This is a genomic window from Roseovarius nubinhibens ISM (assembly GCF_000152625.1).
Taxonomy (GTDB): domain Bacteria; phylum Pseudomonadota; class Alphaproteobacteria; order Rhodobacterales; family Rhodobacteraceae; genus Roseovarius; species Roseovarius nubinhibens.
Genome location: NZ_CH724156.1, coordinates 2381567 through 2393607 on the forward strand (window position 1 = coordinate 2381567; position 12041 = coordinate 2393607).

General features: G+C 64.6%; 15 protein-coding genes. 6 read left to right on the top strand and 9 right to left on the bottom strand.

The window, feature by feature from the left end:
• Window positions 1-2: 2 nt before the first annotated feature.
• A complete protein-coding gene (locus ISM_RS11325) occupies window positions 3-809 on the bottom strand; it encodes a pseudouridine synthase (RefSeq protein ID WP_009814307.1) in 807 nt (268 codons plus the stop codon).
• Between the two features lie 63 nt (window positions 810-872).
• On the opposite strand from ISM_RS11325, the gene ISM_RS11330 reads away from it, so the two are divergent.
• Window positions 873-1346, top strand: a complete 474-nt coding sequence (locus ISM_RS11330) for a nucleoside deaminase (protein ID WP_040618041.1) — start codon at window positions 873-875, stop codon at window positions 1344-1346.
• Window positions 1347-1424: 78 nt separating this feature from the next.
• On the opposite strand, the gene ISM_RS11335 is transcribed toward ISM_RS11330, so the two are convergent.
• The gene (locus ISM_RS11335; protein WP_009814309.1) at window positions 1425-2657 is read right to left on the bottom strand and encodes an SAM-dependent methyltransferase; all 1233 of its coding nucleotides are present in this window, start codon (window positions 2655-2657) and stop codon (window positions 1425-1427) included.
• A 318-nt stretch (window positions 2658-2975) separates the two neighbouring features.
• Between ISM_RS11335 and aspS the strand changes: the two genes are divergently transcribed.
• The gene (gene aspS / locus ISM_RS11340; protein ID WP_009814310.1) at window positions 2976-4760 is read left to right on the top strand and encodes an aspartate--tRNA ligase; all 1785 of its coding nucleotides are present in this window, start codon (window positions 2976-2978) and stop codon (window positions 4758-4760) included.
• Between the two features lie 76 nt (window positions 4761-4836).
• On the opposite strand, the gene ISM_RS11345 is transcribed toward aspS, so the two are convergent.
• The 3 genes from ISM_RS11345 to ISM_RS11355 all read right to left on the bottom strand — a co-directional run bounded on the left by ISM_RS11345 (window position 4837) and on the right by ISM_RS11355 (window position 6902).
• Window positions 4837-5313, bottom strand: a complete 477-nt coding sequence (locus ISM_RS11345) for a hemerythrin domain-containing protein (protein WP_009814311.1) — start codon at window positions 5311-5313, stop codon at window positions 4837-4839.
• 65 nt (window positions 5314-5378) lie between these two features.
• On the bottom strand, window positions 5379-6101 hold the full coding sequence (locus tag ISM_RS11350) for a GNAT family N-acetyltransferase (RefSeq protein WP_009814312.1): 723 nt from the start codon (window positions 6099-6101) through the stop codon (window positions 5379-5381).
• A gap of 84 nt (window positions 6102-6185) precedes the next feature.
• Window positions 6186-6902, bottom strand: a complete 717-nt coding sequence (locus ISM_RS11355) for a response regulator (RefSeq protein ID WP_040618042.1) — start codon at window positions 6900-6902, stop codon at window positions 6186-6188.
• A 185-nt stretch (window positions 6903-7087) separates the two neighbouring features.
• Between ISM_RS11355 and mce the strand changes: the two genes are divergently transcribed.
• Window positions 7088-7492: a methylmalonyl-CoA epimerase gene (gene mce, locus ISM_RS11360; protein WP_009814314.1), complete on the top strand. Its 405-nt coding sequence runs from the start codon at window positions 7088-7090 to the stop codon at window positions 7490-7492.
• A complete protein-coding gene (locus ISM_RS11365; protein ID WP_009814315.1) occupies window positions 7492-7758 on the top strand; it encodes a DUF1467 family protein in 267 nt (88 codons plus the stop codon). The genes mce and ISM_RS11365 overlap by 1 nt, the downstream gene beginning before the upstream one ends.
• On the opposite strand, the gene ISM_RS11370 is transcribed toward ISM_RS11365, so the two are convergent.
• From ISM_RS11370 to ISM_RS11380, 3 genes are all read right to left on the bottom strand, one after another.
• Window positions 7742-8452, bottom strand: coding sequence for an EI24 domain-containing protein (locus ISM_RS11370; protein ID WP_009814316.1), 711 nt, complete (start codon window positions 8450-8452; stop codon window positions 7742-7744). The two genes, ISM_RS11365 and ISM_RS11370, sit on opposite strands and share 17 nt — an antisense overlap.
• Entirely contained in the window at window positions 8449-9033 is a 585-nt protein-coding gene (locus tag ISM_RS11375) for a nitroreductase family protein (protein WP_009814317.1), read from the bottom strand. Before ISM_RS11375 ends, ISM_RS11370 begins: the two co-directional genes overlap by 4 nt.
• A gap of 104 nt (window positions 9034-9137) precedes the next feature.
• Entirely contained in the window at window positions 9138-9377 is a 240-nt protein-coding gene (locus ISM_RS11380; protein WP_009814318.1) for a hypothetical protein, read from the bottom strand.
• 119 nt (window positions 9378-9496) lie between these two features.
• On the opposite strand from ISM_RS11380, the gene ISM_RS11385 reads away from it, so the two are divergent.
• Together ISM_RS11385 and ISM_RS11390 are read left to right on the top strand one after the other, a co-directional pair.
• A complete protein-coding gene (locus ISM_RS11385; protein WP_009814319.1) occupies window positions 9497-10216 on the top strand; it encodes a M48 family metallopeptidase in 720 nt (239 codons plus the stop codon).
• Entirely contained in the window at window positions 10216-10566 is a 351-nt protein-coding gene (locus ISM_RS11390) for a YigZ family protein (protein WP_009814320.1), read from the top strand. The genes ISM_RS11385 and ISM_RS11390 overlap by 1 nt, the downstream gene beginning before the upstream one ends.
• On the opposite strand, the gene rimO is transcribed toward ISM_RS11390, so the two are convergent.
• Entirely contained in the window at window positions 10563-11933 is a 1371-nt protein-coding gene (gene rimO, locus ISM_RS11395; RefSeq protein ID WP_040618489.1) for a 30S ribosomal protein S12 methylthiotransferase RimO, read from the bottom strand. The genes ISM_RS11390 and rimO overlap by 4 nt on opposite strands.
• Window positions 11934-12041: the final 108 nt, after the last annotated feature.

The window sequence follows — 12041 nt, forward strand, 5'->3', positions numbered from 1 at the left end:
GGTTACTTGCGGCGGCGCTGTGGTTTGCCGCGCGGCTTGGCCTTGGCCTGAGGGCCCGGCGTGCGCCCGGCCTCTTCCTCGGTCAGACCGAGCTGTTCGCGCATCACGCGGGGGCGAATTTCCTCGACCTCGCCGGATTTGAGCTGACCGAGCTGGAACGGGCCGTAGGACACCCGGATGAGCCGGTTGACGCTCAGCCCGACGCTTTCCATGGCGCGGCGGATCTCGCGGTTCTTGCCCTCGCGGATGGCCACGGTGATCCAGGCATTGGCGCCTTGCTGACGGTCGAGCGTCACCTGCATCGGCTGAAACCGCTCGCCTTCGAGTGTGACACCCTTGCGCAGCGGCTCAAAGGTCGCGTCATTGGGGCGGCCATTGACCCGCACCCGGTAGCGACGCAGCCAGCCGGTCGACGGCAGTTCCAGCCGCCGCTTGATGCCGCCGTCATTGGTCAAGAGCAGCAGACCCTCGGAATTGAGGTCGAGCCGCCCGACGCTCATCACCCGGGGCAGATCTTCGGGCAGCTTGTCGAAGATCGTGTCGCGCCCCTGTTCGTCACGGGTGGTGGTCACCAGCCCGGTGGGCTTGTGATAGAGCCAGAGGCGCGGCGGCTCGGGCGTGGCGAGGGCGCGCCCGTCCACGGTGATCTTGTCGCTCGGGGTGACATTGAGCGCGGGGCTGTCGATCTTGCGGCCGTTGACCGTCACACGGCCGGCCTCGACCATGCGTTCGGCTTCGCGGCGGCTGGCGAGGCCGGCACGGGCGATGACCTTGGCGATCCGATCGCCGGGAGGAGGAGTCTCTGACATGCTGCGTCCCTTACCCTATCCATCCGGCTTGCGGTAGTGGGGGAAGCGAGGCAAAAAGCACGGATGACATTTCGCAGCCATATGGACCGGGCGCTCGATGAGGCCCGCGCCGCCGCCGCCCGCGGCGAAGTGCCCGTGGGCGCGGTTCTGGTCGGGCCGGATGGCGCGGTGATCGCCGCCGATGGCAACCGGACGCGCGCCGGCCATGATCCGACGGCCCATGCCGAGATGCTGGTGATCCGGGCGGGCTGTGCGGTGCTCGGGGTCGAGCGGCTGACGGGCTGCGATCTCTATGTGACGCTGGAGCCTTGCGCCATGTGCGCCGCCGCCATCTCTGCGGCCCGCGTGGCGCGGGTCTATTATGGCGCGGGCGATCCGAAATCGGGCGGCGTGGCCCATGGCGCGCGGGTTTTCAGCCACCCGCAATGCCACCATGTGCCCGAGATCTATGACGGGATCGGCGGGGCTGAGAGCGAGGCGCTGCTTCGCGCCTTCTTTGCCGCGCGTCGAGGCGCGACCGGAGCAGAGGGTATTTAGAACCAGAAAGAGGCAGGGCGTGGCCCTCTTTCTGGTTGGAAAATACCCAAGGCGCGACGTGGGTCCCTAGCGGGCCGTCTATTCGGCGGCGCGCCGGGTGCTCAGCCCCGCTTCGCGGTAGAGATAGTCACGGGTCAGCGGCACGCTGCGCTGGTCGCGGGCGAGTTGGAACTGGAACACCACTTGCGTGGCATGGCGGAAGGTGAGCTCGCTCGCCAGAAGGTAATAGCGCCACATCCGGCAGAACCGGTCGTCATAGAGCGCGCGGGCGCGGTCGATATTGTCCTCGAACCGGCTGAGCCAATGGCTCAGCGTTTCGGCATAATGCAGCCGCCAGACCTCGACATCGGTGGTGACCAGTTTTTGATGTTCGATGGCGCGTAGAGTTTCCGACATGGCGGGGACATAGCCGCCGGGGAAGATGTATTTGGTGATCCAGGGCGAGGTGGAGCCGGGGGGCTCGGACCGGCCGATGGTGTGGATGAGCGCCACGCCCTCGGGGGTCAGCAATTGGCGCAGGCTGCGGAAATAGGTCTCGTAATGGGGCACGCCGACATGTTCGAACATGCCCACCGAGACGATCCGATCAAATTCGCCGCTGATGTCGCGGTAATCGGTGAGCAGGAATTTGGCGCGCTGGGCGAGGCCGGCCTCTTCGGCGCGGCGATTGGCCATGGCGTGCTGTTCGGTGGAAAGCGTGATGCCGGTGACCTCGGCGCCATAGTCGCGCGCCAGGGTGAGCCCCATGCCGCCCCAGCCGCAGCCGATGTCGAGCACGCGCATCCCCGGCTCGATCAGCAGCTTGCGGGCGATATGGTGTTTCTTGGCCTCCTGCGACGCCTCGAGCGTCATCCCCGGATTAGAAAAATAGGCGCAGGAATATTGCCGGTCGGCGTCTAGAAAAAGATCATAGAGCTCGCCCGAGAGATCGTAGTGATGCGCCACATTGGCGCGCGAGCGGCTGGCGGGGTTGAACTGTTTGAGATGGCGCAGCGCCACGCGGAGATATTCGAGCGGGCGGCGGAACCAGGGCTGACCCTGGGCGTGGATATTGATCAGCGCGAGGCTGAGAAAGCCGCGCAGATCGTCGCCGGCGATGGTCAGGCGGCCGTCCATATAGGCCTCGCCCACCGCCATGTCGGGCGACAGCACGATCTTGCGCGGCAGCGTGTCATCATGCAGCGTGATCGCCACCTCTGGCGCGCCTTCGCCCGAGCCATAGCTCTGGGTGCGGCCGCTGGGCAGGGTCACGGTGAGCCGTCCCTGCCGGATCAAATGTTCGAGAAACGCGTCGAATACCTGTACCCACATGGTCCGATCTCCTCCCAAAGCGGCGGGCGGGAATTGCGCGCCGTTCCAGAGGAGTCGTTGCCGGACAGCCCCCGGAATTTGCAGGACGTCTTTCAAATCGAAGAGCATTTTTGCGCAAAGAGAGCGTTCTGTAAACGGTTTGCTAACTTTTTTGCGGGTGGCGTGCGTGGCACGAATGCCCGTGGATTGATCATGGATTGCCAGAGGATTGGCCTTGGAATGCCCCGGTGCCCTTGACTTTAGGCCGTGGGCAAGGTGTATCGGCGCGACCAAGGATCACTCAGACCCGCGCCCCGCGAGGCGCCCGGAGACAGCATCATGCACGCATATCGCAGCCACACCTGCGCCGATCTCAACAAGGACCACGTGGGTCAGACCGTTCGTCTGGCCGGCTGGGTGCACCGCATCCGCGACCACGGGGGCGTGTTGTTCGTCGATCTGCGGGATCATTATGGCATCACCCAGGTGCTCTGTGATCCCGACAGCCCGGTGTTTTCGCAGGTCGAAGAGCTGCGCAGCGAATGGTGTGTGCGCATCGATGGCGAGGTCAAGGCCCGGGCCGAGAGCCTGATCAACCCCAAGCTGCCCACCGGCGAGATCGAAGTCTATATCCGCGATGTCGAAGTGCTCGGCCGGGCGCAGGAGCTGCCGCTTTTGGTCTTTGGCGATCAGGAATATCCCGAGGAAACCCGCCTGCGCTATCGCTATCTCGATCTGCGCCGCGAGGCGATGCAGCGCAACATGACGCTGCGCTCGGATGTGGTGGCCTCGATCCGCCGCCGCATGTGGGACCAGAAGTTCCGCGAATTTCAGACGCCGATCATCACCGCGTCGAGCCCCGAGGGCGCGCGCGATTTCCTCGTGCCGAGCCGTCTGCACCCGGGCAAGTTCTATGCGCTGCCGCAGGCGCCGCAGCAGTTCAAACAGCTGATCATGGTGTCGGGCTTCGACAAGTATTTCCAGATCGCGCCCTGTTTCCGCGATGAAGACCCGCGCGCCGACCGTTCGCCCACCGATTTCTATCAGCTCGACCTCGAGATGAGCTTTGTCGAGCAGCAAGATGTGTTCGACACGGTGGCGCCGGTGATTGCGGGCGTGTTCGAAGAGTTCGGCGGCGGCCGCAAGGTCGATGCGCCGGGCGACTGGCCGCAGATCCCCTATGCGAGCGCGATGCTCAAATATGGCACCGACAAGCCGGACCTGCGCAACCCGATCGAGATGCAGGATGTGAGCGAGCATTTCCGCGGCTCGGGCTTTGCGATCTTTGCCAAGCTGCTCGAACAGGACGGCACCGAGATCCGCGCCATCCCCGCGCCGACCGGCGGCAGCCGCAAATTCTGTGACCGGATGAACGCCTTTGCCCAGAAAGAGGGTCTGCCCGGCATGGGTTATATCTTCTGGCGGGCGGGCGAAAACGGCATGGAGGCGGCAGGCCCGCTGGCCAAGAACATCGGCCCCGAGCGCACCGAGGCGATCCGCCAGCAGCTCGGCCTCGGCGAGGGCGATGCGGCCTTCTTCCTCGGCGGCAAGCCCGATGCGTTCCAGCGCGTGGCCGGCAAGGCGCGCGATGTGATTGGTGAAGAGCTCGGCCTCACCGATCAGGACCGGTTTGCCTTTGCCTGGATCGTGGATTTCCCGATCTACGAGAAGGACGAAGAGACCGGCGAGATCGATTTCGAGCATAACCCGTTCTCGATGCCGCAGGGCGGCATGGCGGCGCTTGATGGCGATCCGCTGGCGGTCAAGGGCTGGCAATATGACCTTGCCTGCAACGGCTATGAGCTTGTCTCCGGGGCGATCCGGAACCACAAGCCGGAGATCATGCTCAAGGCGTTCGAGCTGGCGGGCTATGGTGAGGACGAGGTCAAGAGCCGCTTTGGCGCGCTGTTCAACGCCTTCCATTACGGGGCCCCGCCGCACGGTGGCTGTGCCGCCGGGATCGACCGGATCGTGATGCTTCTGGCCAATCAGGAAAACATCCGCGAAGTCATCATGTTCCCGATGAACCAGCGGGCCGAAGACCTGATGATGAACGCGCCGTCGGAGCCCACCAGCGATCAGCTCATGGAGCTGGGGCTTCGGGTGATGCCGCGCGAAGAGTGATCTTTGGCGATGAGATGCGAGAAGGCCGGGTCAGGGACCCGGCCTTTGGCGTTTTAAGGGGCGTGCGGCCTGAGGATCAGTCTTCGAGACTGTCTTCGCGCTTTTCCGCGATCAGGCCGAGCTCCTTGTCCTTGCGCTCTTGGAAGCGTTTTCCATAGCCTTCGATCTCGTCCTCGGGGATGACCTCGCGGGCGCGGCTGAACACCTCGTCCTCTTCTTCGTCGATGTGATGTTCGTAATCATGGCGCAGTTTCTTGAACTTTTGCAGCCAGGCGCCCTGGCTCATGTCCATCTCGTTGAGCTCTTCGAGCAGGTCGTCGATTTGCTGATGCTCATGCACGGAATGGCGGGCGCTGTCCTGGCCCCAGGTTTTCGAGATGAGCTTGGAATAAAACGTCTCTTCTTCGGCGGCGGAATGGCTTTTGACATCCATGTAGAACTGCGTCCAGGCGTCCTGACGGTCTTCGCTGGCGCCGCTGGTGTCCTCGATCCGGTCCAAAAGCTTGCGATGCGCGTCATGGTCGGATTTCAGGGCGGTGTAGATATCTGGCATGGGTCTCTCCTCGGCTGGCTTTGCCATGCAACGCAGGCGAGGGGCGGCGGGTTCCCGCGCGGGGGTCAGCCGGTGAGCGAGGGATCGTCGGCGACGCGAACCAGTCGGGTGAGATCGGAGAGCGATTCGTGTTGGCGGCTGTCGGCGTCGAAGTTGCCGGGGTCGAGCCAGAGGCGGTAGGCCTCTGCGAGCGCGGGCCAGTCCTTGTCGATGACGGCGAACCAGGCGGTGTCGCGGTTGCGGCCCTTGACCACGGTGGCCTGTCGGAAGAGGCCCTCGTAGCTGAACCCGAGGCGCTGTGCGGCGCGGCGCGACGGGCGGTTGAGCGCGTCGCATTTCCATTCATAGCGCCGGTAGCCCGCGTCAAAGGCCCATTGCATCATGAGAAAATGCGCCTCGGTGGCGGCGCGGGTTTGCTGCAGGCAGGGGGCGAGGGCGATGGAGCCGGTTTCGATACTCCCCGAGGCCGGGGTGATGCGCAGGTAGGAGGCAAAGCCGCCCCAGTCGCCGGTTTCCTTGTTCTGGATCGCAAAAAAAAGCTGATCGCGCGATTGCGTGGCCTCGCGCATCCAGCGGTGAAACTGCGCGGCCGAGGCGAAGGGGCCGTCCGACATGTAATCCCAGACCCAGTCATGGCCGTCGAAAGCGCGAAAGAGCAGCGCGGCATGGGCATCGGCGTCGAGCGCCACGAGCCGAGCATAGTGCCCGTCGAACACGAGCCCGGCCTCGGGGGCGGGCGGGGGCGTCCAATTCTCGATCACCGGGCCGATGGGGCGGTCGCTCTTCATGCCGATCCTCCTTTGGGATGCGGCAACGATGCTAGGCCGGGGCGGCGGGCGGTTAAAGCGCTATCCGCCAAGCGGCGCGCGGTTTTAGATCGCGGCGCGGTCGGCGACGCGCTCTTGCAACAGCGCGGCCAGATGGGCGAGGGTGCGTGCCGGGCTTTCCTTGCGGTCGAGGGTCTCGGACAGGCTCTGAGCGCAGAGCAGCAGCTCGTTATCTTCGGCGGCGCGGGCGATGCCGATGAGAAACTGGCTGATATAGCGGATCATCCGGGGGCTGAGCGAGTCCTCGACCAGCAGCGAGATATGCCCGAGGTCGTCGCGATAGGCCATCGGATCGGGGTGGATCACCTCGTCGCGCATTGGGCGCGGGCCGCTGGGCTGTCGGTCGGGGGGCAGGGCGTTGAGAATGATATTCTGAAACGTGCCGAGATTGGCCACGGGTTTCGGCAGGAAGGCATCGGCCCCGGCCTGCATGGCGCGGGAGGCGGCGCCCTCATCGCCGCTGGTGCCGATGATGGCGGCGACACGGGGCAGGGCGGTGCTCAGATCCGAGATGAGATCCTCGCCCGCGCCATCGGGCAGGCCGAGATCAACGAGGATCGCCGAGGGGCGGTAGACCTGCAGGTGACGCCGCGCCGAGCGCAGGCAGTCCGCGCGGCGGATGCGTGCGCCGCTGTGCAGGCACATGAGCCGGAGCGCATCGCTGGCGTAAAGGCTATCCTCGACGGCGAGGATCGTCATGCCCAGCAACGGTCGGCCCGCGTTGGGCGCCTGAGCGGGGTGAAAGCAAGCAATGTCATCCATGACCGTCTCCTGATGTTGTCCGGGCCGCGGTGCAGTCTGGGCCGAGTCGCAGCATGGCAGAGCGATGGTGAACGCGAGGTTAATCGCGGGGCTGCGGCGCTTCGCCCCGCTGCGGACCCTTGTCATGGGAGGCGCGGAGTTTCATAAGAAACGCCGACAGAACCATTCCGAGGGAGAGCCTGACCATGATCGGACGCCTGAACCACGTAGCCATTGCCGTGCCGGATCTCGACGCCGCGGCGGCGCAATATCGCGACGCGCTCGGCGCCAAGGTGGGTGCGCCCCAGGACGAGCCCGACCACGGCGTCACGGTGATCTTCATCGAGCTGCCGAACACCAAGATCGAGCTTCTCTACCCGCTGGGCGACGACAGCCCGATCAACGGTTTCCTTGAAAAGAACCCCTCGGGCGGCATTCACCATGTCTGCTATGAGGTCGATGACATTCTCGCGGCGCGCGACCATCTCAAGGCGACGGGGGCCCGTGTGCTTGGCTCGGGCGAGCCCAAGATCGGCGCCCATGGCAAGCCGGTGCTGTTCCTTCACCCGAAGGATTTCAACGGCTGCCTCGTCGAGCTGGAGCAGGTCTGATGGGCCCCGTCTCCGGTCTTGTCCTCTATGTGGTGATCTGGGCCATGACCTTTCTTGTGGCGCTGCCCATCCGCATCCAGACGCAGGGCGAGGCAGGCGAAGTGGTCAAGGGCACCCATTCGGGATCGCCGCAGCAGCATCACATCAAGAAAAAGGCCTGGATCACCACCGGCGTGGCCTTTGTGATCTGGGCCATCTGCGCCTATGTCATCCTCACCGGCACGGTGACGGTGCGCGACATCGACTGGTTCAACCGGATGGGGTGATCCCGCTTTTGCGCGTCACCGCGTGGAAGATGTGGGTGAACGTGGCGGCCCCGAGGATCGGCACCAGCAGGTTCACAAGCGGGATCGACAGCGGCATCGCCATCAGCGTGCCGGCGATCCAGATCCGGCCGATATGGGCGCGGCGCAACTCCTTGGCGCGGTCGCGCCCGACATGGCGCATGGCGGCGAGCTGAAAATACTCGCGCCCGAGCAAGAACCCGTTCATCGCCCAGAAGATAAAGAGCGCGGCGGGCGGGAACAGAATGTAGAGGATCAGCGCGAGGATATTCGCGGCCACCAGCACGCCGAGAAAATTCACCGTGTCACGCAGCCCGTCCCAAAAGCCCACATTGCGGCCCTTGGGCACGTCCGGGTAATGCCGGTCCTCGACCGCCTGCGCCACGTCTTCGAGAAAGAGCGAGGTGATGGCCGAGGCGACCGGCACCATGAGGAAGACCGACAGGAGCAGCATCACAAAGAAGCTGCCCCAGCTCAGCAGATCATCGACCCAAGTGACATGGCCGATGATCGGCAGCTCTGCCCCCTCGCCAAGCGACCATTGCAGAAAGGCGAGAAACACCGCATAGACGGCGATCAGCAGGGCAAAGCTCAGCCCGATGCCGAGAAAGAACACCCGCCGGAACCGAGGATCGCTGAGCTGGCCCAGCGCCTTGAAAAAACTTGCGAAAATCATGCGTCCATCCAGGTGGTGATCTCTGCCAGATCAGGGCGGGGCCGGTCGGGCGGGGCGGTCTCGGCGGTGCCGATATGGATGATCCCGGCGACCCGTTCAGAGGCGGCGAGGCCGAGCCCCGCCTCGACGAAATGGCGGTCGAAGACCGGCCAGCCGGTAAGCCAGTTCGCCCCCCAGCCCGAGGCCAGCGCGGCATTGAGCAGCGCAAGGCAGACGGCCCCGGCGGAATAGGTTTGTTCGACCTCGGGGATCTTGTCCGAGGGTTTCGGCGCCTCGATCACCACCACGGCGAGGGGCGAGCTGTCATAGCAGGCACGGGCCTTGGCGATGTCTTCGTCCGAGCGGCCGCTGGCCGCGCCACAACTCGCCACGAGATCGCCGAGCCGCCGCAGCGCTGCCGTCTCGAGCACCACAAAGCGCCACGGCACCAGCTTGCCATGGTCCGGGGTGCGGGCGGCGGCGGTGAGAATGGGCGTGAGGGCGGCGCGATCCGGGGCCGGACCTTGCAAGAGCTTGGCCGGGCGCGACCGGCGGCTGAGAAGAAACTCCATCACGGCCGGGGCCGGGCTTTGATCGGTCATGCTATGGGGTCCGCCTCTTCTACAAACTGCAATGCCCCGTATGTCGGGGCAGGGCGGTCCGGGGTCAAGCCCTTGTGGCGGCGGGCCGGTCTCGTGCGGATAGCTCAGCGCGGCTGGCGGGCGCGCTGATAGACGCCTTCGGGCAGGTCGAGCGCGGCGGCGAGATCCTGCAGCTGGTTCACCGAGAGGGTGATCGTGATGCTTTGATCCGTGCGCGCGTCAAACTGGGTGAGCGTCACGCATTCCTCAAAGGCGTTGATGATCACGTCTTCCTGCAAGGGCGCGGTGCCCTCGTCGACGAGCGTGATCACGGTGGAGTCGAATTCGTGTTCAATGGAAAACATGGGTTTACCCTGACCTGCTTGGCGGATCATTGCAAGATGTCAGCGTCCCGCGCGAAGGCACTGGCAAGTGGGTTGATCCGTGCTAGATTATTCAGCGACCAAGTAGAACCGAGGTTTCCATGCGTAAACTGATCTGTGCCAGCTTTCTCGTTCTTGCGGGATGCGTGAGCACCACCACGACCCAGTCGCCCAGCCCGCAGCCGAGCCAGCCGCAGGCGCAATCGGCCCAGAGCAAGGCCACCACACCGACCGCCGCACAGGTGAGCCGGTTCAAGACCGTGGTGTCCCGCGTCGAGCCGGTGGCCGAGCGGATGTGCCGCCAGCAGACCTCGAACCTCAACTGTGATTTCAAGGTGGTGATCGACGATCGCCCGCAGAAATCGCCGAACGCGTTCCAGACCATCGACAAATCGGGGCGGCCGATCCTGGCCTTCAACCTGCCGATGATCGCGCAGGTGCGCAATGATGACGAGTTGGCCTTTGTGATGGGCCATGAGGCGGCGCATCATATCGAGCGCCATCTCGACCAGCAGCGCAACAATGCCATGGCCGGGGCGATCATCCTCGGCGGGCTTGCGGCGCTCACCGGTGCAAGCTCGGGCAATGTCGATGCGGCGGCGGATCTCGGCGCCAATGTCGGCGCGCGTAGCTATTCCAAGAATCACGAGCTCGAGGCGGATGCGCTGGGCACGGTGATCACGCGCTATGCGGGCTATAACCCGGTGCGCGGGGCCGAGTTCTTTACCCAGATCCCGGATCCGGGCGACCGCTTCCTCGGCACCCACCCGCCCAACAAGTCGCGGATCGAGACGGTGCGCCGGGTCAACGCCGGGCTCTGATGCGGCAGCTTCTCAATGTGATCAGCGACCGGGGATCGAAATATGCGGTCTCCGGGGCGGCGGTGCGGGATCGCGCCGCCGTTGACGATTTTCTCAAGGAATTGAAACGCAACAAGAAGTTCGCGAAGGCGACCCACAACAGCTGGGCGGTGGATTTCTCGGAGGCGGGCCCTCTCAAGGGCGATGACGGCGAAGCGGGCGCGGGCCAGGTCATCCTGCGGATGCTCGAGCGCGAAGAGCTGCGCGACCACGTGATCGTGGTCACCCGCTGGTATGGCGGCAAGCATCTCGGCGGCGACAGGTTCCGCCATGTGCAGGATTGCGTGCGGGCCTATTTGGAAGGGGCTTAGCCCAACCGCCCCCAGAGATCATATTCGCCGGCCTCGTCGACGGTGACCGAGACGAGATCGCCGACCGAGAGCCCCTCGGTGCCTTCGTCGATGAAGAGATTGCCGTCGATCTCGGGCGCATCCGCCTTGGTGCGGCAGGTGGCGATGCCGTCCGCGTCGATGTCATCGACGATCACCTCTTGGACGCTGCCCACCTTGGCGGCGAGCTTGGCCTCGGAGATGGCCTGCGCCTTTTCCATGAACCGCTCCCAACGCTCCTGCTTGACCTCTTCGGCGACGTGATCGGGCAGGTCGTTCGACCGCGCGCCATCGACGTTTTCATATTTGAAACAGCCGACCCGGTCGAGCTGGGCCTCGTCCATCCAGTCGAGCAGGTGCTGGAACTCGGCCTCGGTTTCACCGGGATAGCCCACGATGAAGGTCGAGCGCAGGGTGATGTCGGGGCAGATGTCGCGCCAGGCGGCGATCTCGGTCAGGGTTTTCGACGTATGGGCCGGGCGCGCCATGCGTTTGAGCACATCGGGATGCGAATGCTGAAACGGGATGTCGAGATAGGGCAGCACCAGCCCCTCGGCCATCAGCGGGATGAGCTGGCGCACATGCGGGTAGGGGTAGACGTAATGCAGCCGCACCCAAGCCCCGAGCGAGCCCAGATCGCGGGCCAGATCGGTGATATGGGCGCGGTGGCCGCGATCCTCGGCATGTTTGATGTCAACGCCATAGGCCGAGGTGTCCTGACTGATCACCAGCAATTCGCGCACGCCGTTTTCGACCAGCTTCTCGGCCTCTCGCATCACCGCGAAGGCCGGGCGCGAGGCGAGACGGCCGCGCATGTCGGGGATGATGCAGAATTTGCACTTGTGATTGCAGCCCTCGGAAATCTTGAGATAGCTGTAATGGCGCGGCGTGAGCTTGACGCTCGAGGCGGGCAGCAGATCGACAAAGGGATCGGGCGAGGGCGGCACCGCCCCATGCACCGCGTCGAGCACCTGTTCATATTGATGCGGCCCGGTCACCGCGAGCACTTTGGGATGCACCCCGGTGATATAGTCGGGCTCGGCCCCGAGACAGCCGGTGACGATCACCCGGCCATTCTCCTTGAGCGCCTCGCCAATCGCCTCAAGGCTTTCGGCCTTGGCGCTGTCGAGAAAGCCGCAGGTGTTCACGATCACCGCATCGGCGCCGGAGTAATCGGGCGAGATGCCATAGCCTTCGGCGCGCAGCCGGGTCAGGATGCGTTCGCTGTCGACAAGGGCCTTGGGGCAGCCAAGGCTCACCATGCCAATGGTGGGCTGGCCAGCACGGGAGGTGTCGGTGACGCGGGCGCGCGCAAGATCGGGGCGCAGATCGGGTGGGTTTGTGCTCATGGGGGCCATATAACCATGCCGGGGCGGGCCGGAAAGAGTGAAACGGTTATTGTAAATCAGGGCCGCGGCTTCCATCATTGCGAAAAGACACAGCAGAGCAGGACGGAG

What these genes read in the sequence shown, in the direction of transcription:
- aspS (WP_009814310.1), top strand. Translation starts at nt 2,976, where the DNA reads ATGCACGCATATCGCAGCCACACCTGCGCCGATCTCAACAAGGACCAC.
- ISM_RS11385 (WP_009814319.1), top strand. Translation starts at nt 9,497, where the DNA reads ATGCGTAAACTGATCTGTGCCAGCTTTCTCGTTCTTGCGGGATGCGTG.
- ISM_RS11390 (WP_009814320.1), top strand. Translation starts at nt 10,216, where the DNA reads ATGCGGCAGCTTCTCAATGTGATCAGCGACCGGGGATCGAAATATGCG.
- ISM_RS11330 (WP_040618041.1), top strand. Translation starts at nt 873, where the DNA reads ATGACATTTCGCAGCCATATGGACCGGGCGCTCGATGAGGCCCGCGCC.
- ISM_RS11325 (WP_009814307.1), bottom strand. Translation starts at nt 809, where the DNA reads ATGTCAGAGACTCCTCCTCCCGGCGATCGGATCGCCAAGGTCATCGCC.
- rimO (WP_040618489.1), bottom strand. Translation starts at nt 11,933, where the DNA reads ATGAGCACAAACCCACCCGATCTGCGCCCCGATCTTGCGCGCGCCCGC.
- mce (WP_009814314.1), top strand. Translation starts at nt 7,088, where the DNA reads ATGATCGGACGCCTGAACCACGTAGCCATTGCCGTGCCGGATCTCGAC.
- ISM_RS11370 (WP_009814316.1), bottom strand. Translation starts at nt 8,452, where the DNA reads ATGATTTTCGCAAGTTTTTTCAAGGCGCTGGGCCAGCTCAGCGATCCT.
- ISM_RS11350 (WP_009814312.1), bottom strand. Translation starts at nt 6,101, where the DNA reads ATGAAGAGCGACCGCCCCATCGGCCCGGTGATCGAGAATTGGACGCCC.
- ISM_RS11345 (WP_009814311.1), bottom strand. Translation starts at nt 5,313, where the DNA reads ATGCCAGATATCTACACCGCCCTGAAATCCGACCATGACGCGCATCGC.
- ISM_RS11365 (WP_009814315.1), top strand. Translation starts at nt 7,492, where the DNA reads ATGGGCCCCGTCTCCGGTCTTGTCCTCTATGTGGTGATCTGGGCCATG.
- ISM_RS11335 (WP_009814309.1), bottom strand. Translation starts at nt 2,657, where the DNA reads ATGTGGGTACAGGTATTCGACGCGTTTCTCGAACATTTGATCCGGCAG.
- ISM_RS11380 (WP_009814318.1), bottom strand. Translation starts at nt 9,377, where the DNA reads ATGTTTTCCATTGAACACGAATTCGACTCCACCGTGATCACGCTCGTC.
- ISM_RS11355 (WP_040618042.1), bottom strand. Translation starts at nt 6,902, where the DNA reads ATGGATGACATTGCTTGCTTTCACCCCGCTCAGGCGCCCAACGCGGGC.
- ISM_RS11375 (WP_009814317.1), bottom strand. Translation starts at nt 9,033, where the DNA reads ATGACCGATCAAAGCCCGGCCCCGGCCGTGATGGAGTTTCTTCTCAGC.